The sequence below is a fragment of the Phytohabitans maris genome (assembly GCF_031085175.1).
Taxonomy (GTDB): domain Bacteria; phylum Actinomycetota; class Actinomycetes; order Mycobacteriales; family Micromonosporaceae; genus Phytohabitans; species Phytohabitans maris.
The window spans coordinates 176,694-201,886 of sequence record NZ_JAVHUY010000005.1 but is presented as its reverse complement, the minus strand read 5'-3'; the positions used below and the strand labels follow the sequence as shown (position 1 = coordinate 201,886).

At 73.0% G+C, this 25,193-nt stretch carries 24 protein-coding genes; 9 read left to right on the top strand and 15 right to left on the bottom strand.

Features of this window, described 5'->3' with window-relative positions; all coding sequences use genetic code 11:
* Nucleotides 1-155: 155 nt before the first annotated feature.
* Nucleotides 156-1,493 carry a UDP-N-acetylmuramoyl-L-alanine--D-glutamate ligase gene (gene murD / locus RB614_RS07215; protein ID WP_308711580.1) on the bottom strand — a complete coding sequence of 446 codons (1,338 nt, stop codon included), beginning with the start codon at nucleotides 1,491-1,493 and terminating at the stop codon, nucleotides 156-158.
* 46 nt (nucleotides 1,494-1,539) lie between these two features.
* Here murD and RB614_RS07210 point away from each other — a divergent pair, with 46 nt between their 5' ends.
* Nucleotides 1,540-2,844 (top strand): MurL-like N-terminal domain-containing, encoded by a 1,305-nt coding sequence (locus tag RB614_RS07210; RefSeq protein WP_308711579.1) that lies wholly within the window; start codon nucleotides 1,540-1,542, stop codon nucleotides 2,842-2,844.
* A gap of 87 nt (nucleotides 2,845-2,931) precedes the next feature.
* On the opposite strand, the gene RB614_RS07205 is transcribed toward RB614_RS07210, so the two are convergent.
* From RB614_RS07205 to RB614_RS07180, 6 genes are all read right to left on the bottom strand, one after another.
* Nucleotides 2,932-4,164, bottom strand: a complete 1,233-nt coding sequence (locus RB614_RS07205; protein WP_308711578.1) for a YncE family protein — start codon at nucleotides 4,162-4,164, stop codon at nucleotides 2,932-2,934.
* 61 nt (nucleotides 4,165-4,225) lie between these two features.
* Nucleotides 4,226-5,851 carry a PucR family transcriptional regulator gene (locus RB614_RS07200; protein ID WP_308711577.1) on the bottom strand — a complete coding sequence of 542 codons (1,626 nt, stop codon included), beginning with the start codon at nucleotides 5,849-5,851 and terminating at the stop codon, nucleotides 4,226-4,228.
* A gap of 4 nt (nucleotides 5,852-5,855) precedes the next feature.
* Nucleotides 5,856-6,695, bottom strand: coding sequence for a TrmH family RNA methyltransferase (locus RB614_RS07195; RefSeq protein WP_308711576.1), 840 nt, complete (start codon nucleotides 6,693-6,695; stop codon nucleotides 5,856-5,858).
* 80 nt (nucleotides 6,696-6,775) lie between these two features.
* Complete coding sequence (locus tag RB614_RS07190; RefSeq protein WP_308711575.1) at nucleotides 6,776-7,513, bottom strand: hypothetical protein; 738 nt, start codon at nucleotides 7,511-7,513, stop codon at nucleotides 6,776-6,778.
* A 212-nt stretch (nucleotides 7,514-7,725) separates the two neighbouring features.
* Nucleotides 7,726-8,829, bottom strand: coding sequence for an SPFH domain-containing protein (locus RB614_RS07185; protein ID WP_308711574.1), 1,104 nt, complete (start codon nucleotides 8,827-8,829; stop codon nucleotides 7,726-7,728).
* A 35-nt stretch (nucleotides 8,830-8,864) separates the two neighbouring features.
* Entirely contained in the window at nucleotides 8,865-9,302 is a 438-nt protein-coding gene (locus RB614_RS07180; protein WP_308711573.1) for an NfeD family protein, read from the bottom strand.
* Between the two features lie 97 nt (nucleotides 9,303-9,399).
* Between RB614_RS07180 and RB614_RS07175 the strand changes: the two genes are divergently transcribed.
* Together RB614_RS07175 and RB614_RS07170 are read left to right on the top strand one after the other, a co-directional pair.
* A complete protein-coding gene (locus tag RB614_RS07175; RefSeq protein ID WP_308711572.1) occupies nucleotides 9,400-10,701 on the top strand; it encodes a serine hydrolase domain-containing protein in 1,302 nt (433 codons plus the stop codon).
* Nucleotides 10,702-10,887: 186 nt separating this feature from the next.
* On the top strand, nucleotides 10,888-11,376 hold the full coding sequence (locus RB614_RS07170; RefSeq protein WP_308711571.1) for a Rieske (2Fe-2S) protein: 489 nt from the start codon (nucleotides 10,888-10,890) through the stop codon (nucleotides 11,374-11,376).
* Nucleotides 11,377-11,393: 17 nt separating this feature from the next.
* Here RB614_RS07170 and RB614_RS07165 read toward each other — a convergent pair whose 3' ends face one another.
* Nucleotides 11,394-12,200, bottom strand: a complete 807-nt coding sequence (locus RB614_RS07165; protein ID WP_308711570.1) for a DUF3097 domain-containing protein — start codon at nucleotides 12,198-12,200, stop codon at nucleotides 11,394-11,396.
* A 161-nt stretch (nucleotides 12,201-12,361) separates the two neighbouring features.
* Here RB614_RS07165 and RB614_RS07160 point away from each other — a divergent pair, with 161 nt between their 5' ends.
* Nucleotides 12,362-13,153, top strand: a complete 792-nt coding sequence (locus RB614_RS07160; protein ID WP_308711569.1) for a hypothetical protein — start codon at nucleotides 12,362-12,364, stop codon at nucleotides 13,151-13,153.
* 455 nt (nucleotides 13,154-13,608) lie between these two features.
* On the opposite strand, the gene RB614_RS07155 is transcribed toward RB614_RS07160, so the two are convergent.
* Genes RB614_RS07155 through fabG form a run of 4 tightly spaced genes read right to left on the bottom strand, consistent with a single transcriptional unit; the run spans nucleotide 13,609 to nucleotide 16,898 of the window.
* Entirely contained in the window at nucleotides 13,609-14,388 is a 780-nt protein-coding gene (locus RB614_RS07155) for an HAD-IIA family hydrolase (protein ID WP_428982952.1), read from the bottom strand.
* A complete protein-coding gene (locus tag RB614_RS07150; protein WP_308711567.1) occupies nucleotides 14,388-15,407 on the bottom strand; it encodes a ferrochelatase in 1,020 nt (339 codons plus the stop codon). The genes RB614_RS07155 and RB614_RS07150 overlap by 1 nt, the downstream gene beginning before the upstream one ends.
* A gap of 4 nt (nucleotides 15,408-15,411) precedes the next feature.
* Nucleotides 15,412-16,179, bottom strand: coding sequence for an enoyl-ACP reductase FabI (gene fabI / locus RB614_RS07145; protein ID WP_308711566.1), 768 nt, complete (start codon nucleotides 16,177-16,179; stop codon nucleotides 15,412-15,414).
* A gap of 14 nt (nucleotides 16,180-16,193) precedes the next feature.
* Nucleotides 16,194-16,898: a 3-oxoacyl-ACP reductase FabG gene (gene fabG, locus RB614_RS07140; protein WP_308711565.1), complete on the bottom strand. Its 705-nt coding sequence runs from the start codon at nucleotides 16,896-16,898 to the stop codon at nucleotides 16,194-16,196.
* Nucleotides 16,899-17,018: 120 nt separating this feature from the next.
* Between fabG and RB614_RS07135 the strand changes: the two genes are divergently transcribed.
* From RB614_RS07135 to RB614_RS07115, 5 genes are all read left to right on the top strand, one after another.
* Nucleotides 17,019-18,272, top strand: coding sequence for a sensor histidine kinase (locus tag RB614_RS07135; RefSeq protein ID WP_308711564.1), 1,254 nt, complete (start codon nucleotides 17,019-17,021; stop codon nucleotides 18,270-18,272).
* Nucleotides 18,269-18,937 carry a response regulator gene (locus RB614_RS07130; protein WP_308711563.1) on the top strand — a complete coding sequence of 223 codons (669 nt, stop codon included), beginning with the start codon at nucleotides 18,269-18,271 and terminating at the stop codon, nucleotides 18,935-18,937. The genes RB614_RS07135 and RB614_RS07130 overlap by 4 nt, the downstream gene beginning before the upstream one ends.
* Before the next feature lie 73 nt (nucleotides 18,938-19,010).
* Complete coding sequence (locus tag RB614_RS07125) at nucleotides 19,011-19,751, top strand: alpha/beta hydrolase (RefSeq protein ID WP_308711562.1); 741 nt, start codon at nucleotides 19,011-19,013, stop codon at nucleotides 19,749-19,751.
* Nucleotides 19,748-20,830: an acyltransferase family protein gene (locus RB614_RS07120; protein ID WP_308711561.1), complete on the top strand. Its 1,083-nt coding sequence runs from the start codon at nucleotides 19,748-19,750 to the stop codon at nucleotides 20,828-20,830. Before RB614_RS07125 ends, RB614_RS07120 begins: the two co-directional genes overlap by 4 nt.
* Before the next feature lie 319 nt (nucleotides 20,831-21,149).
* Nucleotides 21,150-21,767, top strand: a complete 618-nt coding sequence (locus RB614_RS07115; protein ID WP_308711560.1) for a hypothetical protein — start codon at nucleotides 21,150-21,152, stop codon at nucleotides 21,765-21,767.
* Between the two features lie 55 nt (nucleotides 21,768-21,822).
* On the opposite strand, the gene RB614_RS07110 is transcribed toward RB614_RS07115, so the two are convergent.
* From RB614_RS07110 to RB614_RS07100, 3 genes are read right to left on the bottom strand one after another with little or no spacing between them, the layout of a single operon-like run.
* Entirely contained in the window at nucleotides 21,823-22,773 is a 951-nt protein-coding gene (locus RB614_RS07110) for a VWA domain-containing protein (RefSeq protein ID WP_308711559.1), read from the bottom strand.
* Nucleotides 22,770-23,702 (bottom strand): DUF58 domain-containing protein, encoded by a 933-nt coding sequence (locus tag RB614_RS07105; protein ID WP_428982939.1) that lies wholly within the window; start codon nucleotides 23,700-23,702, stop codon nucleotides 22,770-22,772. Before RB614_RS07105 ends, RB614_RS07110 begins: the two co-directional genes overlap by 4 nt.
* A complete protein-coding gene (locus tag RB614_RS07100; RefSeq protein WP_428982938.1) occupies nucleotides 23,699-24,850 on the bottom strand; it encodes an AAA family ATPase in 1,152 nt (383 codons plus the stop codon). Before RB614_RS07100 ends, RB614_RS07105 begins: the two co-directional genes overlap by 4 nt.
* Between the last annotated feature and the right edge of the window lie 343 nt (nucleotides 24,851-25,193).

The window sequence follows — 25,193 nt, the reverse complement described above, 5'->3', positions numbered from 1 at the left end:
CCGGGGTGACCGCGACCAACCGCGGAGGGTGAGGCCGCGGGAGCAACGGTCCGGACCACGACGAGCGTCGCGGTAGCCCAAAGCCGGTGATCGAAGCTCCCCCGAAGTCGTTCTAACGACGTGAGGGGAGCTTTGATCACCGGGAACCGGAAGCTCTAGACGGTGGGGGCGGTGTCCCGCACGGCTTGAGCGAAGACCTCGGAGCGGTGCTCGAAGTTGCGGAAGTGGCCGTAGCTCGGTGCGGCCGGCGAGAGCAGCACCGCCCCGCCGGGCGGGGTCAGCTCGCGGGCCAGCCGGACCGCGGCGACCAGGTCGTCGGCCGCCTCGGTGCGGACGCCGGGCAGCCCCTCCAGGGCGGCCACGATCCGCGCGCCGCTGTCGGGAATGCCGATCACGGTGAGCTCGCGGCCGGTCAGGTGCTCGCGCAGCGGGGTGTAGTCGAGGCCCCGGTCGGTGCCGCCGACGATGACCGTGAGCGGCCGCCCGTCGTAGGCGTCGATCGCGTGCATGGAGGCGTACGGGCTGGTCGCGAGCGTGTCGTCGACGAACGTCAGCCCGGACGGGTCCTGGATCTCGGTGAGCCGGTGCGGCAGCGCGGCGAAGCTCTTGGCCGCCGCGGCGAGCGTGTCGGCCGCCGCGACGGTGTCGACGCCGAGCGCCTCCAGGACCGCGAGCGCGACGCAGAGGTTGCGCTCGTTGTGCCGGCCGACCAGCGGCAGCGCCGCCCGCTCGAACAGCGGCACCGCCGCCTGGTACACGATCCCGTCCCGCACGTGGTACGAGTCGGGCAGCCCGGCCCGCACCGCCGGCCGGTCGCCGATCTCGGCGGCGAGCCGCTCGTCCAACCCGTTGACCACCACGGTCTCCGGGCCGTGCGCGATGAGGTTGAGCTTGTCCCGGTAGTACTCCCGCTCGCCGCCGTGCGCGTCCAGGTGCTCGGGGAAGAGCGCGGTCACCACCGCCACCCGGGGTGAGTCGGTGAGGTCGCCGCACTGGTAGCTGGAGAGCTCCAGCACGTACTGCCCGGCGTCGGGCAGGTCGAGCAGCGGCACGCCGATGTTGCCGCCGAAGACGTTGGGGCGGCCGGCCGCGGTCAGCAGGTGGCTGATCAGGCTGGACGTGGTGCTCTTGCCCTTGCTGCCGGTCACGCCCACGGTCGCGGCGGCGTGGTCGGCCATCCACAAGGCGGTGCCACCGGTGACCGTGATTCCCCGCTCGCGCGCCGCCACGATCCACGGGTGGGTCTGCGGCACGCCCGGCGAGCGCACGATCACCTCGGCGCCCATCAGCTCGCCGTGGCAGGCCTCGCCGGTGACCAGCGGCACGTCGCTGGCCTTGCTGTGCGCCCAGTCGAGCGACAGGAAGTTGGCCTTGTCGTCCACGGCCACGAGGCGGGCCGGCCCGTACGCCGCGATCGCCGCCGCCGCGGCCACCCCCTCGCGCCCCGAGCCCCACACCGCGACGGTACGGCCGCGCAGGTCAGCCAGGCGCACGTGGTCTCCTCACTCGCTGTTTGGCTGGTTCGGCCTAGTATGGCGTGTGCTTGAGACGCGATTCCGGCGGCTGTCCTTTCCGGCGCTCACGTTCGACCCGGCGACCGGCGTGGCGCGCTTGCCGTACGCGCTGGACGGGCTCGAATTCACCGAGACGGTGACATTTCCGGTTGCCGACCGGGAGCCGCCGGCCGCGTTCCACAAGGTGCTGGAGCTGCTGCACCTCGTGGCCGGGGTGAGCTACTTCAAGGTCGGCGCGCCGCCGGAGATCACGACCACCACGCCGCTGAGCCCGGCCGCCGCCGCGCTGCTCGACGCCGTCTACACCAAGGGCATGGCCGAGTACGCGTACCGCAACGACCTGCCGCACGTGCTCTCGCTCTCGGTGTCGGCGCCCGCCGCCCCGCCCGCGACCCCGGTCTCGGTGGCCGGCGGGCGGCCGCTCAGCCCGGTCGGCGGCGGCAAGGACTCGATCGTCACGCTGGAGGCGCTGCGCGCGGGCGGGCTCGACCCGGTGCCGTTCGCGGTCAACCCCAACTGGGTGATCCAGTCGGTCTTCGCCGCGTCGGGGCTCACCCCGCTGGCCGCCCGCCGCGCGATCGACCCCAAGCTCTTCGAGCTCAACGCGGCCGGCGCGCTCAACGGCCACATCCCGGTCACCGCGATCAACTCGCTGATCGCGGTCGCCACCGCCACCCTGCACGGGCTCGGGCCGGTGGTGATGTCCAACGAGCGCTCCGCCTCCGACCCCAACCTGGTCTGGAACGGCCACGAGATCAACCACCAGTGGTCCAAGGGCGTCGAGGCGGAAGGGCTGCTGCGCGAGGCGCTGGCCGGGCAGGCGGGGCTCGCGGACGCGTACTTCTCGCTGCTGCGCCCCCTCTCCGAGCTGCACATCGCCCGGCTGTTCGCCGCGCACACCAGGTACGACGCGGTGGTGACCAGCTGCAACGCCGCGTTCAAGCTGCGCGACCCGAGCGCCCGCTGGTGCGGCCACTGCCCGAAGTGCCGCTTCGTCTTCCTGGCGATGGCCCCGTTCATGCCCCGCGCCCGGCTGGTCGCCATCTTCGGCGCCGACCTGCTGGCCGACCAGACGCAGATCCAGGGGTACAAGGAGCTGCTCGGCCTCGACGGGCACAAGCCGTTCGAGTGCGTGGGCGAGGTCGAGGAGTCGGTCGTCGCCCTGTCCCTGCTCCGCGACAGTGCGGAGTGGGTGGACGCGCCGGTGGTGTCGGAGCTGGCGGCCGCCGTCCCCGCTGCCGCGTGGACGGCGGCCGCCAGCTCCGACGTCTTCACCCCGGGCGGGACCAACTTCGTCCTGCCCGGCTTCGCCACCCTCGTCACCCCGTGACCAACGCTCTCCCCACGCTGTGATCGAAGCCCATCACCCCGACTCCGAAAGCTCGCTAGAACCGCTTGAGGGGAGCGTTGATCACGCTCAGGGCAGCGCGGCGATCGCCTCAGGGCTGAGCTTGGCGTTCCGCTCGCGCTGCGGGAAGTCGCCGACCGGGACCCGCGCGACCACGTCGCCGGTGGCGTACGAGAGCACGGCCATCTCGTCGTCGCCGCTCAGCGTCACGTAGCAGTAGCGGCCGTCGAAGCTGCTCTGCGCCCAGTACGGGATGTCGCCCACCGGCACGATCCGCTGGGTGGTGAGCGCCGGGCGGTCGAGGATCGCGGCGTAGTCGTCGATCGTGCCGGCCACGCAGAGCTTGGTGCCGTCGCCGGACATCGCGATGCCGTGGTGCGCCGAGTTGCCCGGGTAGTCGTCCGGATCGGTGGCCTGCCCCTCCTCGCTGTAGGGCAGGTTGACCGTGCGCACGATCCGCCCGGCCACCAGGTCGTACTCGACGAGGCCGTTGAGGTACGACAGCTGCGCGTACATGGTGCGGTTGTCGGGGGTGAAGACCGCCGGGCGCACGCCGTGCTCGAACTCGTACGTGCGGGTCACCTGGAACGTCCTCGGGTCGACCACGGTGAGCCGCTTGGCGCCCTTGGCCCACTCCAGCCACCGCGGCAGGGAGACCGCGCCGATGCTGGAGTTGTAGAGGCGGGTGCCGTCCGGCGAGTAGTCGTTGGCGTGGGGGTAGGCGCCGGTGGGAAACTCGGCCACTTCCTGACCGGTGGCCGCGTTGATCACCTGCGCCTCGTTCACGGTCGTGTCCGAGACGATGATCCGGCTGCCGTCGGGCGAGATCGCCATGTGGTCGGCGTGGAAGCCCTCCAGCTCGAAACGCCACACCTGCTGGTGCGTGACCAGGTCGATGGCGACCACGTCGGGCAGGTTGGAGCGGGAGACGTACATGATCCGGCCGTCCGGCGAGACGGCCACGTCGTCGACCAGCTTGTCGCCGTTCTCCGCACGGACCACCTCGTACGCGGCGCGCTCGACCAGGTTCATCTCGTCGAGGCGCTGCTGCAGGTCGGGGATGACGTCCAGGGTGCCCAGGACCTCGAACGTCCGCTCGTCGACGAAGCTGACCGTGCCGCCGTACGCGTTGCCGACGAGCAGCACCTCGCGCAGCGCGGCCGGTGCGGCGCTCACGGTGTAGGGTCCGGCGCTCGCCGTGGAGGGGGCGGCGCTCGCCGTGGAGGGGGCGGCGCTCGCCGTGGAAGGCGCGACCGCGAGGGCGCCGAGCAGCAGCGTCGTCGCCAGGGAAGTCTTTCTCATGACGCGTCCCTTCGAGGACGATAAATGTTACCCGCAAGTAAATCGGCTATCGGGAAACGCGTCAATGTTTCATGTTCTGCTCGCGGAGAGCGTCCAGAGCCAGCAGCGCCACGTGCAGCGAGAGGCAGGTGTCGACGGCGTCCAGGTCGGCGTCGAGGATCCGCTCGATGCGGGCCAGCCGCTCGTACAGCGCCGGCCGGGACAGGTGCGCCGCCGCGGCCGCCGCCGACTTGTTGCGGCCACTGTCCAAATAGGCCCGGAGCGTGCCGAGCAAGCGCTCCTTGGGATGCCGGGCGTCGTACGCCAGCAGGCCGCCCAGCTCACGCTCCACAAAGGTCTGTAGCCGCGGCTCGTCACGGAGCAGGTGCAGCAGGCCGGCCAGCCCCACGTGCGGCAGGCGGAACACCGGTACGTCCCGCCGCCCGTGCCGCGCCGCGTCGGCCACCTGCCGAGCCTCCACAAGGGAGCGACGGGCGTCCCGCGGCGACTCCACCCGGGACCCGGCCGCGACGACGACGGCGGGCACGGCCACACCCCGTACCCGGTGCAAGGCGGCGGCGAACGCGGCGAGCGACCGCTCGTCGTCCGCGGCCGGCGGCAGCGCGACCAGAGCGCCCACCGCGTGGTCGTCGAGCGGGCCGGCCAGGCCGGTGAGGGCAGCCTCGCGCAGCGCGTGGCTCACCGCCTCGGCCAGGTCGCGCAGGCGGGCGGCGTCGAGCGCGGGCTCCTCGCCCCGGTGCCGCACGACCACGCCGACGAGGTGGCGGCGGTCCAGCGGTACCCCGAGCGCCCGCGCCCGCAGCGCCACCTCGTCCACCGGCCGGGTGTGGTCGAGCAGGGCGGTGAGGAGGGTGCGGTGGAGCTGGTGTTCGAGGCCTTCGGCGTCGCGGCGGATGAGGCGGCCGAGGGCGAGCGTGGAGGCGGCGCGTTCGAGGAGGATGGAGAGGCGGGTCGGTGGCGGCCCCTCCCCCGCCCACCGGGCCAGCAGCCGCCCCCAGTCCTGCCCACGCGCGCCGACGGTGGTGACGAGCCAGCCCGCGTCCGCGTCGTACGCGGTGCGCCCGGCCGGCTGGATCCGCCGCGAGTGCTGCTCCCACCCGTCCAGCAGCAGCTCGGCGCTGTCGCCGGCGGGGTCGTACGCGAGCACCTGCCGGGCCAGGTTTTCCAGCACCACCGGGCACCCGGCCAGCGCGGCCGCCTGGTGCACCACCTCGGCCGCCTCGGCCCCCTCGACGGAGAGCTCGGTGAACCGCTGGTGGATCTCCTCGGTCGCCCGCAGCTCGGTGAGCTGGGAGTCCACGATCAGCGCGTGCACCGCCTCGGTGATCCGCACGAACGGCGTGGCCCGGCGCAGCTCCACCAGCGGCATCCCGCGCCGCTGCGCGGCCGCGACCATCACCCTGGGGACACTCCCGGTGTACCGGCGGCCGAGCTCGACCACCAGCCCGGCCACGCCGACGTCGGCGAGGTCCGCGACGAACGCCCGGATGCCCGCGTCGTCGGCCGGCAGCCCGATGCCGGTGGTGAGCACCAGCTCGCCGCCGCGCAGGAGGGTCGCGATGTCCGGCACCTCGGCGACGTGCACCCACCGCACCGGCCGGTCCAGCCCGGCCTCGCCGGCCACCACGCGCGGCTCGCCGTGGCGCACGGGGGCGAGGGCGATGACCTCACGGACGGTAGGGAACACCAGGTCAGTCTGCCGTGTCCTCAGCCTGGGGTGGGGCGGCGGCCGGCGCGTCGTCGCGGCCCAGCTCCCAGAACGCGACCGCCGCCGCGGCGGCCACGTTGAGCGAGTCGACCCCGCGCCGCATGGGGATGACCACCCGCTTGTCGCTGCCGTCGATGGCCTTGCGCGACAGGCCCGGCCCCTCCGCGCCGAGGAGGAGCGCCGGCCGGGCCCGGTCCGTTTTGTCCAGGTCTTGCATGGGTACGGCGTCGGCGGCCGGCGTCATCGCCAGCACGGTGAACCCGGCGCTCCTGACCCGGTCGAGGGCGGCCGGCCAGGGCGCCAGCGTCGCGTACGGCACCGCGAACACCTCGCCCATGCTCACCCGTACGCTGCGCCGGTAGAGCGGGTCGGCGCAGGAGGGCGAGAGCAGCACCCCGTCGATGCCGAGCGCCGCCGCACCGCGAAAGACCGCGCCGAGGTTGGTGTGGTTGTTGACGTCTTCGAGGATCGCCACCCGCCGCGCGCCGTCCAGCACCTCGTCCGCGCCGGGCAGCGCCTTGCGGTGGAACGAGGCGAGCACGCCACGGTGCACGTGGAAGCCGGTCGCCTTCGCCAGGATCTCCTGGCTGGCCGCGTACACCGGCGCGCCGCCCCCGGCCAGGTCGCCGAGCTGCTCGACCCGCTTGGCGTCCAGCAGGTACGACCGGGCCCGGTAGCCGGCCCGCAGCGCCCGCCGCAGCACCAGCTCCCCTTCGGCGATGAAGAGCCCGTGCGGCGGCTCCCACCGCGTCCGCAGCTCGACGTCGGTCAGCGCCCGGTAGTCCGCGATCCGCTCGTCGTCCGGGTCGGTGATCAGCTCCACGGCTCGCATTCTCCCCGCTCACCGCGCAGCCTCCGCCGCCGCCTCGGACGTCGGGCCGGGCGCGCGAGGCCGGCGGCTCGTCAGGTGACGCTGCCGGTCGTGGCCACCTTCGCGGCGACCGCCTGGGTGCCCGCCGCCGCGGCCGCCGCACGGGTCTCCTCGGCGGTCTGGACGCTGGGTACGTGGCGCCCCGCCGTCCAGGACATGCCGATGCCCGCGGCGAGCGTGAAGATCGCGCCGACCGTCTGAAGTGGACCGACGAGCAGGCCGGCGATGCCCACCAGCGGGGCGGCGACCATCAGCAGCAGGCCGTCCGACTTGCTGAACAGGCGGCTGTGCATCACGGCCCAGCCGGCCAGCACCCAGCCGGCCGAGTAGACGGCACCGCCGGCCAGGGAGAGGGTGTGCGCGTCCAGGCCGTACACGGGGGTGTCGCCCGGCAGCGCGGCGAACGGGAGCCACAGCACCGTACCGGTCAGGCCGACCATGAGGCCGACCGCGGCGCTGCGGCGGCTACGGGCGGCGGCCAGCAGGCCGGCCAGGGCCACCAGCGCCATCAGGCCCAGCCACACCGCCACCACCCAGCCGACCAGGTGCAGGACCCGGCCGTCCGCCAGGTACGGCAGTGGTGCCACGCCGTCCCAGCGGCCCAGCGTCACCGCGCCGTACACGATGGCGTACGCGGGCAGGGTCCACATCAGGGCACGGGCGAAGCGCCGTACCGACCAGGCCCACGTGGCGTTGGTGACCGGACCGATGGGTGAGCGCCCCGCAGCGGCGACCGCGACGACGGCGACTCCCGCCTCGGTTCGGGACACCACCTTCACCGATGTCGACCGCGTGGCCGAGCCCGCTGGGCGTGTGTGTCTCGTGGCGTTCGTCCCGCTCATGGCCAGACCGCCTTCCCCCGCGGCCGGAACGCGCCGGCGCCCCGGCAACCAACCATGCTGTGTAGATCATGGCAGTCGCCGGGGCGCCAAGCGGATGTTTCCGACTAATCAGGCAGCCGAACGCAAGCGGACACGCCGGGTCAGGCCCGTTCGCGTTCCGCCGACGGGGTGGAGCCGAGCAGGTCGGAGGGGGAGGCCGGCTCGGGCGCCGGCAGCCCACGCGGGCCGTCGCCGGAGACCTGCTGCTCCGCCTCCTGCACCGACTGCTGCACCTCCTGCGCCGCGTCGGCGGCGGCCTGTGCGGCCGCCGCGGCCTCGCGCTCGACGGCGCCGGAGTCCACCGCGGCCCGGGGCTCGTCACCCACCATCCCGGCGAGGCCGCCCAGCGCGCCACCGAGGCCTTCGAGCGCCTTGGTGAGCTCGGCCGGCACGATCCACACCTTGTTGGCCTGGCCGTTGGCGATCTGCGGCAGCGCCTGTAGGTACTGGTAGGCCAGCACCTTCTGGCTCGGGTTGGCGGTGTGGATCGCGTCGAAGACGGTACGGATCGCCTTCGCCTGACCCTCGGCCTGCAGGATGCGGGCCTGCCGGTCACCGTCGGCCCGCAGCACCGCGGCCTGCTTCTCACCCTCGGCGGTGAGGATCTGCGCCTGCTTGTGCCCCTCGGCGTTGAGGATCGCGGCACGGCGGTCCCGCTCGGCGCGCATCTGCTTCTCCATCGAGTCGCGGATGCTCGGCGGCGGCTCGATCGCCTTGATCTCGACGCGGGTCACCTTGATGCCCCAGCGGCCGGTGGTCTCGTCGAGCACCCCGGAGAGGTGCCGGTTGATCTCCTCGCGGCTGGTGAGCGCCTTCTCCAGGTCGAGCGAACCGATCACGTTACGCAGCGTGGTGACCGTGAGCTGCTCGATCGCCTGGAGGAAGTTGGAGATCTCGTAGGTGGCCCGCACCGGGTCGACGACCTTGAAGTACAGCACCGTGTCGATCGAGACCACGAGGTTGTCGGAGGTGATCACCGGCTGGGGCGGGAAGCTCACCACCTGCTCGCGGAGGTCGACCTTGGTGCGCACCGAGTCGATGAACGGCACCAGCACGTTGAGCCCCGGCCGCAGCGTGCGCTGGTAGCGGCCGAGGCGCTCGACCACGAAGTTGCGCTGCTGCGGCACGATCCGCACCGCCCGGATGAGCGTGATCGCCACGAACAGCGCGACGAAAGCGACGACGATCGCGATGACAGCTTCCATTTATCCCAACCCCCGGATCATCTCTACCAACCGGATCAGAAATCCCGCCAGACCATGGCGGTGGCGCCCTTGACCTCGATGACCCGCACCCGCTCGCCAGGCTCCAGAACCTGCGTGGCGTCGTACGACCGGGCGGTCCACAGCTCCCCGTCGATCTTTACCAGCCCGTGGTCCGTGTCGACCTGCTCCAGGACCAGACCGGTGGAGCCGGAGATGGCCTCCACACCCATCGGCGTCTCGTCGCTCTCCAGCCGGGCCTGCCGATGCCGCCGGATCACGGGCCGCACGGCGACCAGCGAGAGCGCGGAGACGATCGCGAAGACCGCGGCCTGCACCGGCACGTCCGCGCCGAGACCGGCGGCGATCGCGGCGGCGAAGGCGCCGGCCGAGAGCATCATCAAAACGAACGTGAACGTAAACATCTCGGCGACCGCGAGCAACACGCCCAGAACGATCCAGAGAACGGCATCCACCCCTCGATCGTGGCACGTCAGCGCACGTGCGGCGAGTCGCGCAACGGTAACGTCGTGCCGCCCGGGACCGTTGACCACCATCAGGGAGGTACGAGACGTGTCGCTGCTACCGGAAACAACCCGCCGCCTCGACGTGCTGGCCGCCGAGATCCAGGCCGCCGGCCGGGCGCCCTCGGTCGTGCTGGGCGTCGTGCGGGACGGCGGGCTGGCGTACGTGACCGGAGCGGGCGACCACCCGGCGCCGGCCCCGGACACCCAGTACCGGATCGGGTCGATCTCCAAGACCCTGACCGCGACGCTGGTGATGGGGCTGCGCGACGAGGGGCGGCTGGCCCTCGACGACCTGCTCTACCGCCACCTGCCCGGCACCCCGGTCGGGAGCGTGACGCTCCGCCAGCTCCTCGGGCACGCCTCCGGCCTCCAGCGCGAGCCGGACAGCGCCGGCTGGTGGGAACGGACCGAGGGCAGCGACGTGGAGACGCTGCTGGCCGGCCTCACGCCGGAGAAGGTGGCCCACCCTCCACACCGGACATACCACTACTCCAACCTCGCGTACGGGCTCCTCGGCGCCGTCGTCGAGCGGATCACCGGCAAGCCGTGGATCGAGCAGGTGACCGAGCGGATCCTGGCGCCGCTGTCGATGCTGCGCACCACGTACCACCCGCACGAGCCGTTCGCCCCCGGCTACGTCGTACACCCGCTGCACGGCACGCTCCACGAGGAGCCGCGTACCGACACCGGCGCGATGGCACCGGCCGGGCAGCTCTGGTCGACGGTGGGCGACCTGGCCCGGTGGGCGGCGTTCCTGGCCGAGCCGGTCCCCGAGGTGCTCGCGCCGCAGACCCTCGCCGAGATGTGCGTGCCGGTCGCCATCAGCGACCCGGAGACCTGGAGCGGCGGCCACGGCCTGGGGCTGGAGCTCTATCGCCGCGGGGAGCGCGTCCTGGTCGGCCACGGGGGCTCCATGCCCGGGTACGTCGCCGTGATCGCCGTCCACCGCCCGTCCCGCACCGGTGTCGTCGCGTACGCCAACGCGTACGGCTTCCCGATCGGGCAGGTCGGCTTCTCCGCGCTGCTGGAGGTGCTCGACCGGGAGCCGGTGCCACCCGCGCCCTGGCGCCCGGCCCCGCCGCCCCCGCCCGAGGTCGCCGAGCTGTGCGGGCGATGGTGGTGGATGGGGCTGGCGCACGACGCCGCCTGGGAGGGGGGCGAGCTGGTGCTGACCCGGGCCGGGCGGGAGCCGTGGCGGTTCACGATGGACGGCACCGACCGCTGGCGGTGCCATTCGGGCGCCAACGACGGTGAGACGCTCGTGGTACGCCGGGACGCCGCGGGTGGGGTGGCCGCCCTGGACATCGCGACGTTCGTCTTCACCCGGGACGCGGGCCAGCTCGGCTGAGGCCGGGATGAGCACCAGCGGTACTCCAGATACCTTATGGGACCGCCATAAGGTATCTGGAGTACCGCTGGACGCAGACTTGGCTCCCGGACGGCCGTAGTGCCTCCGTCGCCGCACCCGGCGGTTTCAGCGGATCCACAGGCGCGGCACAGGACTCGTCCAGGCATGCCGGACATGCTGGCGCCCATGAAGAAGGTGAACGCTCAACCAACGACGATGGCCCGACGCAACGTGCTCGCCGCCGGGGCGGTCGGCGTGGGCGCGGCCGGGCTGCTGGCCGCCTGCGGTGGCGGCGAGGAGCCGGCGGCCTCGGCGCCGCCGGCGAGCAGCGCGGCGCCCTCGACCGGCGCGGCGCCCTCCACCTCGGCCAGCGGCGAGGCCGCACCCGCGAACGCGCTCGCCAGCACCTCCGACATCCCGGTCGGCGGCGGCACGATCTTCTCCGAGCAGCGGGTGGTGGTCACCCAGCCCGCGGCGGGCGACTTCAAGGCGTTCGACGCGCAGTGCACCCACCAGGGCTGCCTGGTCTCCCAGGTACAGGGCGACCAGATCATCTGCACCTGCCACGGCAGCGCCTTTTCCACCAGCGACGGCTCCGTGCTCGGCGGCCCCGCCCCGAGCCCGCTCGCCGCCCAGCCGATCACGGTCGAAGGCGACTCGATCGTCTTGAGCTGACGTCTCGGGCTGACGTCTCAGGTCGACTCCACCGTCACGAAATCGATCAGGCGTTCCATCGCGTTGATGAGTGGCGTCTCCACGTCGTGGAAGCTGTCCACCTTGGACAGGATCAGCCGCCACATGTCGGCCGGGTCGGCCACGCCGAGGGCCGCGCAGACGCCCTCCTTCCACGGCCGGCCCGGCGGCACCACCGGCCACGCCTCGATGCCGAGCCGCTGGGGCTTGACCGCCTGCCAGATGTCGACGTAGGGGTGGCCGGTCACCAGCACGTACGGCGACGTCACCGCGGCCACGATGCGGCTCTCCTTCGAGCCCGGCACCAGGTGGTCGACCAGTACGCCGAGGCGCCGCCGCTCGGACGGGCCGAAGTCGCGTACCGCCGCGGCCAGCTCGTCGATCCCGTCCAGCGGCTCCACGACCACACCCTCGATGCGCAGGTCGTCGCCCCAGATCCGTTCCACCATGGCGGCGTCGTGGATGCCCTCGACCCAGATGCGGCTGGCCTTCGCCACCTGCGCGCGTACCCCGTCGAGCGCGATCGAACCCGACGCGGTGCGGCGGCGGGCGGCCGGCGCGGTGCTCTTGACCGGTCTGCGCAGCGTCACCGGCTCGCCGTCGAGCAGGAACGCGGCGGGCGCCAGCGGAAAGTTGCGCCGCTTGCCGTGCCGATCCTCCAGCACCACCGCGCCGTACTCGAATCCCACGACAGCGCCGCAGAAACCCGAGTCGGCGTCCTCCACGACCAGGTCGACCTCCGCGTCGACCTCGGGCACCGTCTTACGACGCCGCCAGTTCCCCGCGAGCACGTCCTCCCCATACATACGGTCTCCCGTCGCTCACCGCCGTGGTCGCATTTTCGCTGAGTTTGATGGTTCACTCGCAAGCTCGCTCACGTCCTCTGACGCTAAACCCGGGAGTGCGGCGTGCCACGCAGACGCGCCGCACGCGAGACAGGGCAGCGGCCAGCACGTACTCTTGCCGCATGTCTCCCGCAGCAGGCGCGGCGACCCTCGCGGCGCGCCGGTCCAGCCGGTTCGTGGCCTGGGTCCGTGCGTGGCGCGCCGGGCTGGTGCCGTATGACGAGGTCGCCGACGAGATCGCCGGTGACGAGGAGCACCTGGTCGCGGACGCGCCCGGCACCTGGACCGACGTGCCCTTGCGCGACGCGCTGCCCACGCTCTCCAAGCTGCGCCCCGACGAGATCCGGCTGGTGCTGCCGGCCCCCGGCGACCCGCGCGGGCTGCCCGGCCCCGGACCGTTCGCGGGGGCGGCGCTCGTCGCGGGCGAGGCGGTGGTCGCCGGCGACCTGGGCGTCATCCCCGAGGTGCGCAGCCACACGTCCGGCTCCGGCATGACGTTCGAGACGGTGCTGTGGCGGGTCTACCCGCTGCCCGCGCCGTCGTCCACCGCCGCCGGTGGCGAGCCGGGCACCGCCGAGGCCGAGTCCGACCTTTCCGCCGCGCTCGCCGAGGCCACCGCCCGCCTCACCCGGCTCGACGTGGCCCAGTGGCGCCCCGAGCTGGCCGGCGCGCTGGCCGCGCTGCGCCGCCCGGACGCGGGCATCGACCTCCCACCCGGCTTCGACCCGCGAGCCCGCCGCCTCTTCGCCCGGGCCAGCGTGCTGGATCGCGTGCTGGCGCTGGCCGAGCACGCCGCACCCGGCGGCGCGGTCAACGGATACGAGGCGCAGGAGCGCGACGCCGCCCTCCGTCCACTCACGACAGCCTGCCGCCGCGCCCTGGTCGCCGCCTGCAACGCCCCTCTCTCCCCGTAAAGCGGCTGATCGTCGATCTGATGCGGCGTGACGTGGAGCGACTGATACTGGAGACCGAGGACGCCGCGCTCCGGACGGACAGATCCCTGATTTGCGCCCAGCAGGCGACGAACAGCCATTTCAATATGCGCATATGCGGGCCTACGAGGAGAGTCTCCTCGCGATTCCCGACGCGATCGCCTGGTCGTGGGCTAAGGGTGGCCATTGGCGGGCACGGGTCAGCGAGATCGTCGCCGACGTGCAGAAAGTGTGATGTGGCCCCGGAATGCGCGGAACCCGGCCCACCCACCGTCCGGAGAGCTGCCGGGTCCACTTCCTAAGCGCTACTGCACTTGGCACCTTCGAGGCTAGCCACCCGCCCGCGCCGGCGTCAAGCAAGCACGACCGTCGAGCAAGCACCGCCGTCAGCAAGCACGACCGTCGAGCACGCACGACCGGTCAAGCACGCGCCGGTGTCAGATCTCGTCGATGAGGTCGGCGATGGACTCGACGATGCGGGACGGGCGGTACGGGTAGCGCTCGGTCTCGGCGCGGGTGCTGATCCCACTCATCACCAGGATCGTCTCCAGCCCCGCCTCCAGGCCGCACAGGATGTCGGTGTCCATGCGGTCGCCGATCATCGCGGTGGTCTCGGAGTGGGCGTTGATGGTGTTGAGGGCGGAGCGCATCATCATCGGGTTGGGCTTGCCGACGAAGTACGGCTCGACGCCGGTCGCCTTCGAGATCATCGCGGCCACCGAGCCGGCCGCGGGCAGGGCGCCCTCGACCGACGGGCCGGTCGGGTCGGGGTTGGTGCAGATGAAGCGGGCGCCGTCGTTGATCAGCCGAACCGCCTTGGTGATCGCCTCGAAGCTGTACGTGCGGGTCTCGCCGAGCACCACGTAGTCGGGCGCGAAGTCGCTCAGCACGTACCCGACGGCGTGCAGCGCGGTGGTGAGTCCCGCCTCGCCGATCGCGTACGCCGTGCCGCCCGGCCGCTGGTCGGCCAGGAACTGCGCGGTCGCCAGCGCGGCCGTCCAGATGGACTGCTCGGGCACCTCGAAGCCCATCCGGGTCAGCCGCGCCCGCAGGTCGCGCGGCGTGTAGATCGAGTTGTTGGTCAGCACCAGGAACGGCTTGCCCGACGCGCGCAGCCGGCTGATGAACTCGGGCGCTCCGGGGATCGGCTGCCCCTCGTGGACCAGTACCCCGTCCATGTCGGTCAGCCACGACTCGATCGGCTTTCGATCGGTGATCATCCAGACCCCCTGCGCGGTGGCGGACAGCAGCCCACGGGACACGTGTCCCAAACCGGAAGACTACCCAGCCGGGATCGCCGGGCACTTTCCCGTGCGTTGACACGCTCCCGCACCAGATCGTGCACCATCGCCACGAAACGGGGGTCGGTGCCCGGCGTGGCGGCCCGCGCGTAGTCCAACCCCAGGCGCTTTGCGGTGCTGGCGGCCTCGTTGTCCAGGTCCCAGATCACCTCCAGGTGGTCGGAGACGAAGCCGATCGGGCTCACCACCACGCCGGTGACGCCGTCCGCCGCGAGCGCGGCGAGATGGTCGTTGACGTCCGGTTCGAGCCACGGCACGTGCGGTGGGCCGCTGCGGCTCTGCCACACCAGATCCCAGGGCAGGCCGGGCGCGCCGGCCGCGGAGACCAGGGCCGCGGTCTCGTGGAGCTGCGCCTCGTAACGGCCGCCGTCCGGGCCCGCGGTCGCGGCCATCGACACGGGTACCGAATGAGCGGTGAACACCACGCGGACGTTGCCGCCGGGCGGGAGGGTGCCCCGCGCGGCCCGCAGCGCGTCGGCGTGCGGCTCGACGAAGCCGGGGTGGTCGTGGAAGTGCCGCAGCTTGTCGATCACCGGCGCGCTCGGCCCCACGGCGGCACGGGCGGCGGCGATGTCCTCCAGGTACTGGCGGCACGAGGAGTAACCGCCGTACGCGCTGGTGACGAACGCGAGCGCGCGCTGGACGCCGTCGTCGCGCATCTTCGCCACGGTGTCGGCGAGCATCGGGTGCCAGTTGCGATTTCCCCAGTACACCGGGAGGTCTGTGCCCTTCTCTACCTCCCGCAGCAGGTCGCGGCACTGCTGGTTGATCGGCGACACCCCGCCGAAGTGCTGGTAGTGCTCGGCCACCTCGGCCAGCCGCTCGGGGGGCACGCCCCGGCCGCGCGTGACGTTCGCCAGGAAGGGCAGCACGTCGTCCGGATGCTCGGGCCCGCCGAACGAGACCAGCAGCAGCGCGTCATACGCCTCGCTCACGGACTCACGCTCCGACCGCGTGGAACCCGCCGTCCACGTGCACGATCTCGCCGGTCGTGGCGGGGAACCAGTCGGAGAGCAGCATCAGGACCGCCTTGGCCGCGGCGTCCTGGTCACCGAGGTCCCAGCCGAGCGGCGCCTTGCGTACCCACTCGTCCTCGAACTGCTCGAAGCCCGGGATGGACTTGGCCGCCATCGTGCGCAGCGGGCCGGCCGAGACGAGGTTGCTGCGGATGCCCTGCTTGCCCAGGTGCAGCGCGAGGTAGCGGGAGGCGGACTCGAGGCCGGCCTTGGCCACGCCCATCCAGTCGTAGACCGGCCAGGCGTACTGCGCGTCGAAGGTCAGCCCGACCACCGAGCCACCCCGGCCCATCAGCGGCAGCGCGGCCATCGCGAGGGCTTTATAGGAGTACGTGGAGACGTGCAGCGCCGTGCTCACGTCCTCCCAGCCGGCGTCGAGGAAGCCACCGCCCAGGGCGCTCTGCGGCGCGAACGCGATCGAGTGCACCACCCCGTCGAGCCCGTCGACGTGCTCGCGCACCTTGCCGGCCAGCCCGGCGAGCTGCTCCGCGTTCTGCACGTCGAGCTCGATGACCGGCGGCGGCTCGGGCAGCCGCTTGGCGATCCGCTCGACCAGCGACAGCCGGCCGAACCCGGTCAGCACGACCGTGGCGCCCTGCTCCTGGGCCAGCCTCGCGGTCGAGAACGCGATCGACTGGTCGGTGATGACGCCGGTGATGAGCAGCCGCTTGCCGGCGAGAAGTCCTGACACGTACGACCTTCCTCTTAGTGGCCCATTCCGAGGCCGCCGTCGACCGGGATCACCGCACCGGAGATGTACCCGGCGGCGTCACTCGCCAGCCAGGTCACCGCGCCCGCGATCTCCTCAGGTGCGGCGAAGCGGCCGGCCGGGATCATCTTCTGGTACTCCGCCTTGCGGTCCTCGGGGAGCGCGGCGGTCATGTCGGTCTCGACGTAGCCGGGCGCCACCACGTTCGCGGTGATGTTACGGCTGCCCAGCTCACGGGTGATCGAGCGGGCGACGCCCACCAGCCCGGCCTTGCTCGCCGCGTAGTTGACCTGGCCGGGCGAGCCGTAGAGGCCGACCACCGAGGAAATGAAGATCATCCGGCCCCACCTGGCCCGCAGCATCTTGCCGGCGGCCCGCTTGGCGAGCCGGTACGCCCCGGTGAGGTTGGTGTCGACGACCCGGGTGAACTGCTCCTCGGACATCCGCAGCAGCAGCGTGTCGTCGGTGATGCCGGCGTTGGCCACGAGCACCTCGACCGGGCCGAGCTCGGCCTCGATGGCGCCGAACGCCGCGTCAACGGCCGCCGCGTCGGTGATGTCGCACTCGACGCCGAACAGGTCGCCCGGCACGCCGCTGCCGCGGTGGGTGACGGCCACCCGGTCCCCCTGCTTCGCGAACGCCTGCGCGATCGCCAGGCCGATCCCCCGGTTGCCCCCGGTCACCAGCACGGTGCGGGCCATCGTGGCTCCTCCACTCCTCGTCGCGGCTTCGCCGACGGCCCAGACACTACCGGGGTATGACACCGAGGATCACACCACGGCGGTACGACGCGACTGATCACACACCGTAACCTGCGAGGGGTGGCTTCCCCCATGCGCGGCGCTTGGAACGCGCTCAAGCGGCTCTTCGCCGGACCGGACTACGCGCCGGTCACGGTGCGCCTGCCGTGGCCGCGCCTCGGGCCGGTCCTACCGGCGGTGGCCGCGCTCGCCCTCGTCGGCGTGGCGGTCGCGACCGCGCAGTACCTGATCGACGGCCGCGAGCTGCCGCCGCTCACCAGCTGGTTCATCGCCGTCCTCACCGTCCTGCCGGTGCCGTTCCTGCTCTCCCGGCCGCTGTGGGCGTGGCGGCTGATGTTCGTCAGCATGCTCCTGGGCACGTTCAACAGCGGCGACGAGACCTGGCCGTGGAGCCCCGGCCACGTCGTGATCATCCTGCTGGTCCTGCTCGTCGCGGGGTCCCGGGTCGACCGGGCGGTGCTGCTGTGGATGGGGCTGTTCAGCCTGCTGGCGGTCCTGATCTTCGTACCGCCGCCGGACATCGCGGGCGTCGCGCTGCTGTTCTTCGTCGTGGTCCTGGTCGCCGACGTGATCGGGCGGATCGCCCGCAGCCGCAGCAGCCTCAGCGAACGGCTCGCCGAGCAGTCCGAGGTGAGCGAGCTGGAGAAGGCGCGGCGTACCGTGCTGGAGGAACGCACCCGGATCGCGCGGGAGATGCACGACGTGGTCGCACACCACATGTCCATGATCGCGGTGCAGGCGGAGACGGCGCCGTACCGCCTCCCGGACCTGCCCGAGTCCGCCCGCGCCGAGTTCACCTCGATGGCGATGGGCGCCCGCCAGGCGCTCACCGACATGCGCCGGCTGCTCGGCGTGCTACGCAGCGAGGAGAGCGAGCGGCTCGTCGCGCCCCAGCCCGGCCTCGCCGACATCCCCGAGCTCGTGTCCAGCGCCCAGCGGGCCGGCGTGGCCGCCACCCTCGACGTGGCCGAGGGCGAGCCGCCACCCGAGGCGGTCGGGCTCGCGGCGTACCGGATCGTGCAGGAAGCCCTCGCCAACGCGAGCCGGCACGCGCCCGGGGCGGCCGTGCGGGTGGAGATCCGCCCGTGGACCGCGGACCTGAGCCTGCGTGTCCACAATGGTCCCCCACTCTCCGCGCCCGAGTCGACGGCGGGCGAGGGGCACGGGATCGCCGGCATGCGCGAGCGGGTGACGCTGCTCGGCGGGGAGATGGCGGCCGGCCCGACGCCGGACGGCGGCTTCGCGGTGGCCGCGCGCCTGCCCTACGCGCCCCCGCCCGAGCCGGACGACGCCGGCGGCGGGAGCGATACGTGATCCGGGTGCTCATCGCCGACGACCAGGCGATGGTGCGGCAGGGCTTCGGGGCGCTGCTGGCCGCCCAGCCCGACCTGGTGGTCGTCGGCGACGCGGCCAATGGCGCCGACGCGGTCACCGCCGCGCGGCGGCTCGACCCGGACGTCGTACTCATGGATGTGCGCATGCCGGTGCTCGACGGCCTGGAGGCTACCCGGCGCCTGGTGGGCGACCGGCCGGAGGGCGGCGAGCGGCCGCGGGTGCTGATCCTGACCACGTTCGACCTCGACGACTACGTCTACGAGGCGCTGCGCGCCGGCGCCTCGGGCTTCCTGCTCAAGGACGCGCCCGCCGCCGACCTGGTGCACGCGGTGCGGGTGGTGGCCGGCGGCGAGGCGCTGCTGGCGCCGTCGGTGACCCGGCGGCTGATCGCCGAGTTCGCCGCGCGGCCCAGCCGCAACCGGCCCCGCCCCACCGCGCTCTCCGCGCTCACCCCGCGCGAGACCGAGGTGCTGCGGCTTATCGCGCGTGGACTGTCCAATGGGGAGATAGCCGAAAACCTCGTGGTCGCCGAGCAGACCGTGAAGACCCACGTCGGCCGGATCCTCGCCAAGCTCGGCCTGCGCGACCGGGCGCAGGCCGTCGTGCTGGCGTACGAGACAGGTCTGGTCGCCGCCGGGGAGTAGTACCCCGGTCCTAGGGCAAAGAGCGGACCCCGGTCTGACGCGCTCCGGCCGTCGCGCGGCCGACTCTTGCGGCATGACCCGGATACGGTACGCCGCAACCGCCGCCCTGCTCGGCGCCGTCCTCGTCGCGCCACCGCACGACGCGGCCGCCCCGGTCCCGGCGACCCCGGCCGTCGACGTCGCCGGCCGACCGTCCACAGCGGACCGCATCGCCGTCCTGGTGCCCGGCGTGGGTACGACCCCGGCGAACCTCGCCGCCACGACCGGTGTGATGGCCCGCACCCTGTACGACTCGGCCGCCCCGCGCACCCGTCCCGGCGGCGTGGCGGTCGTGGCCTGGCTCGGGTACCGGCCACCGGACGGGCTCGGGCTGGAGGCCGCCCGCTCCTCGTCAGCGCGAGCGGGCGCCCCGGCACTGGGCCGCTACGTCGCCGCGCTGGTGGCCGGCCGCCCGGAGGTACGGGTCACGCTGGTCGGCCACAGCTACGGCGCGCTGGTCATCGGGTACGCGGCGCCGACCCTGCCGCCGCAGGTGACCGACATCGTCACGCTCGGCGCCCCGGGCATGGGCGCGGACCGCGTGGCCGACCTGCACACCACCGCCCGCGTCTGGGCCGCCGAGTCACCGCACGACTGGATCCGCTTCGTACCCGGCGTCCGCCTCCTCGACCTGGGCCTGGGCCGGCATCCGGCGGACCCGTCGTTCGGCGCGAACCGGCTGCCGGTGGCCGGTGTGGACGGTCACCCCGACTACCTGACCCGCGGCACAGCCACGCTCACCGCGGTCGCCGGCATCGTGGCGGTGGACTCGTGAACCGCCGGCTCGCTCCCGCCCCGACCGACGCCGGCCGCTTCCCGTCGAGCCAGCCCCGGGACCGGGCGATCGACACGGTCCGCGCCGTCGCGATCGCCGGCGTGGTGCTGGGACACTGGCTCGTCACCGGGCTCGTGCTGGACCCCGGCGGCGGGCTCGACCAGGACAGCCCGCTGCGCGCGCTCCCGTCGTTCGCGCCGGTGACCTGGGTGCTGCAGACGCTGGGGCTGTTCTTCTTCGCCGGCGGGTACGCCGCGGCCCGCTCGCGCCGCCCGCTCCCCCGCCGCCTGCTCCGGCTGGCCGCCCCGGTCGCCGGCTTCGGTGCACTGTGGACAATCGCGCTGCTGGCGGCGGCCGCGGCCGGCGTACCCGGCGTGACGCTCGACACGGTCGGCACGCTGGTCGTCAGTCCACTGTGGTTCCTGCTGCCGTTCGTGGCGCTGCTGGCGCTCACCGGCCCGCTGCGCCGGATCGGGCCGCTGGCCGCCCTGCCGGCGGTGGCGGTGGTCGGGTTGGCGGACGCCGGGTTCGGCACGCTCCCGCTGACCGTGCTGGCCGCGTGGCTGGTCCCGTACACGCTGGGCATGGCGCTGGCGGCCGGGCGGCTGACCGGCCGGCGCACCGGGATCGCGCTCCTGGCCGGCGGCGCGGTGGCGATGGCCGTGCTGATCCGGTGGCTGGACTACCCGATGAGCGCCGTCGGCGTACCCGGGCAGGGGCGCTCCAACCTGTCGCCCCCGTCACTGTTCACGGTCGCGCTCGCCACCGCACAGATCGGCGCCGCGCTGCTGGTCCGCCCGTGGCTCGACCGCCGCCGCACACCGCCCGCCGTGGCCGTGCTCAACCGGGCCGCCATGCCCATCTACCTGTGGCACCAGAGCGCGCTCATCACCGTGGTGGCGGGCATGGCGTGGCTCACGGCCGGCGCTCCCGTACCCGGCCTGCACACCGCCCCGGACGGCCTGGGCTGGGTGGCCGCGCGGGTGCTCTGGTTCCCTGTGTTCGCAACGGTTCTGGCCGCCGCGTGCGCCGCCTTCCCGGCCAGGCGGACACCACGCGCCGACCGATCGGCCAAGTAGGTACGGCGGCGCCCGGGGTGTACGATGACGGACGGTTCTGAGCCCGACGGCCTATGGAGGTGATCGCTGTGCGAGATAGCGATCCCCCTAGTCATAGCCGGGCCACACGTCAGCTGAGCTGACCGGTCTCTCCTCTCCCTTGAGCGCCCCGGGCAACGGCCCTGGGCGCACCGTCGCGCGTACCGCCACCGGAGAACCGCCATGAACCGTTACGCCGCCCCCCTGGGCTTCACCCTCGCCGCCGTCTGGGTCGTCGTCCTCTTCGTCCTCGTCTGATCGCCGCCCGTACCGTCGTACCCCGCCGCGACACCGGTGGGACGTGGCCGCATATCAGCGAATCGACGACATCCACAGGTTTCGCCCCGACGAGGCGGGCGATCTCGAGTTCCTGCTCTTCCACCAGGACGGCGTCGTCAGCCGCCGCCAGGCCTTGCGGTACCTCTGCGAGAAGGCGATCCGGCACCGGCTGGCCAGCGGGCGGTGGTTCCTCGCGCACCGCGCGGTTTACGTCACTCACGCCGGGCCGGTCAGCGAGCACCAGCGGCGGTGGATCGCGGCCCTCGCCGTGGGGCGCGGGCGAGCCGCGCCGCTGGCGGGTCTGTCGGCGCTCGCGGGCCCGCTCGATGATCGACGCGGCCCAGTGGGCGGCCGCACCGACCGGTCCGGCCGCCGCTACCGGGACGTCCACTTCGACCGGTGGGGCGTGCACGTCGAGATCGACGGTGGGCAGCACATGGACGTCAAGGCCTGGTACGCGGACATGCGCCAGCACAACGAGAGCGCGATCGCCGGCGAGCGGCTGTTGCGCTTTCCGGGATGGGCGCTCCGCCAGCGGCCGGACGAGGTGCTCGCCGGCGTACGCGCCGCCCTGAGCGTGGCGGGTTGGAGACCGGACACGAGCGTCCGTGGCGAAAACCGCCCCGATAGGGGCAGCTAATCGCCACGGACGGGCGGGACGCGCCCGCTTCGCGGCGCGGCGCGACGAAGACGCGCTACGGGAGGCGGGAGGTCCAGAGCAGGCTCATGCCGCCCGCGGCGAGGGCGAAGAGCAGCGCGATCCCCGCGTACCACTGGGTGACCTCGCGCGGCTCCACGCGGTGGCCGATCGAGCTGCCCATGTCTTCGTACACCTGCTTGAGCTCGCTCACCGACGCGGCCTCGTAGAAGAAGCCCTGCGTGGTCTCGGCCAGCTCGGCCAGGGCGAGCCGGTCCACCGGTACCGGCTGGAGCTGGCCGCCGATGTCGACCACGCCGGCGTCGGTGCCGAAGGCGATGGTGGAGACCGGCACGTTCGCGGCGGCGGCGGCCGCGGCGGCCTCCTCGACCGAGCGGCCCGACGTGCGGTAGCCGTCGGAGAGCAGCACGATGCGCGCGGGCGGGATGCCCTGCGCGCCGTCGGCGGGCACCGACCGCACCGCCTCCAGGCAGGTGAAGACGGCCTCGCCGGTCGCGGTCGCCTCGGCCAGGGCGAGGCCGTCGATGGCCTGCTGGACGGCGACCCGGTCCTTGGTCGGCGGCACCAGCACGTTGGCCGACTTGGCGAAGGAGACCAGCCCCAGGTTGTACGTCGGGGGAAGCTCGGTCACGAACTGCTTCGCCGCCTCCTGCGCCGCCTCGATCCGGCTCGGCGCCACGTCGTCCGCCTCCATCGACAGCGACACGTCGATCGCCAGCATGATGGTGGCGCGTTCGAGCGGCTCCTCGCGGTCGACCGAGGGGCGGGCCATCGCGGTGGCCAGCGCCAGCAGCGCGAGCAGGAACGTGCCGGCCGCCACGTGCCGCCGCCACCCCAGGCCCTTGGGGGCGAGGGTGCGCAGCAGGTCGAGGTTGGCGAAGCGGACCGCGTACTGCTTGCGGCGGAACTGCCGCCACACGTACACGGCCGCGATCGCGACCACCGGCAGCAGTGCGAGCAGCCACCACGGCTCGAGAAAACGGATCATCGCGTCGTCCCTCGGGTGCGTGCGTGCCGCTGGGCGGCGACGAAGCGGACCATGTCCAGCAGCCAGTCGGAGTCGGTGCGCAGGCGCAGGTGGGCGGCGTTCGCCGCGCGCAGGGCCTGGGCGATGGCCGCGCGCTGCAGGCCGGCCGCCTCGGCGTACCGGCGGCGCAGCTTGGGGTCGGCGGTCTGCACCTCGTGCAGCGCGCCGGTCTCCGGGTCGACGAGCGTGAGCACGCCGACGTCCGGCAGCTCCAGCTCGCGCGGGTCGACCACCTCGATCGCCAGTACGTCGTGGCGCACGCCCAGCTTGCGGACGGGGCGGGCCCACTGCTCGACCGGCGCGAGGAAGTCGGAGATCACCACGGCCACACCCCGGCGGCGCGGTGGGCGGTTGAGCATGTCGATCAGGGCGCCCAGGTCGGAGCGGCCGGGCCTGATCCGGGTACGGGCGACGGCGCGCAGCAGCCCCTGCGCTTCCTTGCGGCCGGGGCGGGCCGGCAGCCGCTGCACCTCGGCCCCGGTGCCGACCACCGCGCCGATCCGGTTGCCGCCCCGGACCGTGAGGTACGACAGCGCGGTGGCCGCCGCGATGACCAGCTCGGACTTGAGGTGGCGGGCGGTGCCGAAGTCGAGGCTGGCCGACAGGTCGACGGCCAGCCAGGTCTCCAGCTCGCGGTCGGCCACGGTCTGCCGCACGTGCGGAAACGTGGTGCGCGCGGTCACCGGCCAGTCCATGCGCCGCACGTCGTCACCGGGGCGGTACTCCCGGGACTCTCCCGCCTCGGTGCCCGGCCCGGGCAGCAGCCCCACGTAGTCGCCCTGCAGCAGCCCGTCGAGCTTGCGGGTGACGAGCAGTTGCAGCCGGGAGAGTACGGCGTCCGCCCGCGCCGTGGCCTGTGGGTCGAGAGGGGCGGTCACGGGACGGGTCACGGAAGGTTGGGCCACGCACCGGCCGGAGCAGGCTGGGGAGGACCGACGGGCGGGCTGGAGGCGGGGGCGGGGGCGGCGCTCTGCCGGGGCGCGACGGTGGGCAGCGGCACGGTGGCCATCACCCGGGCCACGATGTGGTCGGCCGGGATGTCGTCGGCGAGCGCGTCGTAGCTGAGCACCAGGCGGTGGCGCAGGATGTCCGGCGCGACGTCCTGCACGTCCTGGGGGAGCGCGTAGTCGCGGCCGCGCATCAGCGCGAGCGCCCGGGTGGCCCGCACGATGCCGAGCGAGGCGCGCGGGCTGGCGCCGTACTGGATCAGGGGCGCGATGTCTGGGATGCCGTGCTCGGCCGGCGTACGGGTGGCGAGCACCAGCCGCACCGAGTAGTCGACCAGCGCGTTGTGCACGAACACCTGGTCGGCCTTGCGCTGGAGCCCGATCAGGTCGGCCGGGGTGAAGATCGCGGAGGGCTCCGGCGCGCTCACGCCCATCCGGTACACGATCTCGCGCTCCTCGGCGTCCGTCGGGTAACCGACGATGATCTTCATGAGGAAGCGGTCGCGCTGGGCCTCGGGCAGCGGGTAGACGCCCTCCTGCTCGATCGGGTTCTGAGTGGCCATGACCAGAAACGGGTGCGGCACCTCGTGGGTCTCGCCGCCGATCGAGACCTGCTGCTCGGACATGACCTCCAGCAGCGCGGACTGCACCTTGGCCGGCGCCCGGTTGATCTCGTCCGCGAGCAGGAAGTTGACGAACACCGGGCCGAGCTCGACGTCGAACTTCTCGCTCGACTGGCGGTAGATCCGGGTGCCGATGATGTCGGCCGGCACCAGGTCGGGCGTGAACTGCACGCGGGCGAACGTGCCGCCGGTGACCTTGGCCAGCGTCTCGACGGCGAGCGTCTTCGCCACGCCGGGCACGCCCTCCAGCAGGCAGTGGCCGCGCGCCAGCAGCGCCACGAACATCCGCTCGACCATCCGGTCCTGCCCCACGATCACGCGCTTGACCTCGAACAGCGCGCGTTCGAGCAGCGTGGCGTCCTGGGCCGGGGTGCTCCCGTCCACCGGCGAGGTGGACGAAGGGGGCGCGTCGGGGCGCTCGGGCGTGGTCGCGTTGGCCACCGGTCCTCCACTGCGGTGCGGCGTCATCGGTATTGCGGCGAGGTGCTGCCGCACCAAGCCTTACACGCCCAGCTAACCAGCCGGGGTCGCAGCGCCGGAAATCCGGTCTCGCCCGCGCGTCGTGGCTGGTCCCGACCGCCGAACGTCCGGCCGACGCTACCGCTTACGGACAGAGGCCAAACAGGCACGACCGATGGGTAGACATGAGGGGGTTTCCGGTGTGTACGATTCAGCCGTCGCCGGGCGGCTTCCCCCGTGGCCGCCCGGCGCTCATAGACTCGGCGCTCATGAAGTGCTCTGCCCGGGGCTGCAAAGAGCCGGCCGTCTGGGCCCTCCGGTGGAATAATCCGAAGATCCACGAGCCCGAGCG

Bases quoted from the DNA above. Each gene is read 5' to 3' on its own strand.
- RB614_RS07205 (WP_308711578.1), bottom strand. From the start codon at position 4,164: ATGAGAAAGACTTCCCTGGCGACGACGCTGCTGCTCGGCGCCCTCGCG.
- RB614_RS07185 (WP_308711574.1), bottom strand. From the start codon at position 8,829: ATGGAAGCTGTCATCGCGATCGTCGTCGCTTTCGTCGCGCTGTTCGTG.
- RB614_RS07170 (WP_308711571.1), top strand. From the start codon at position 10,888: ATGAAGAAGGTGAACGCTCAACCAACGACGATGGCCCGACGCAACGTG.
- RB614_RS07165 (WP_308711570.1), bottom strand. From the start codon at position 12,200: ATGTATGGGGAGGACGTGCTCGCGGGGAACTGGCGGCGTCGTAAGACG.
- RB614_RS07160 (WP_308711569.1), top strand. From the start codon at position 12,362: ATGTCTCCCGCAGCAGGCGCGGCGACCCTCGCGGCGCGCCGGTCCAGC.
- fabG (WP_308711565.1), bottom strand. From the start codon at position 16,898: ATGGCCCGCACCGTGCTGGTGACCGGGGGCAACCGGGGGATCGGCCTG.
- RB614_RS07125 (WP_308711562.1), top strand. From the start codon at position 19,011: ATGACCCGGATACGGTACGCCGCAACCGCCGCCCTGCTCGGCGCCGTC.
- RB614_RS07110 (WP_308711559.1), bottom strand. From the start codon at position 22,773: ATGATCCGTTTTCTCGAGCCGTGGTGGCTGCTCGCACTGCTGCCGGTG.
- RB614_RS07100 (WP_428982938.1), bottom strand. From the start codon at position 24,850: ATGACGCCGCACCGCAGTGGAGGACCGGTGGCCAACGCGACCACGCCC.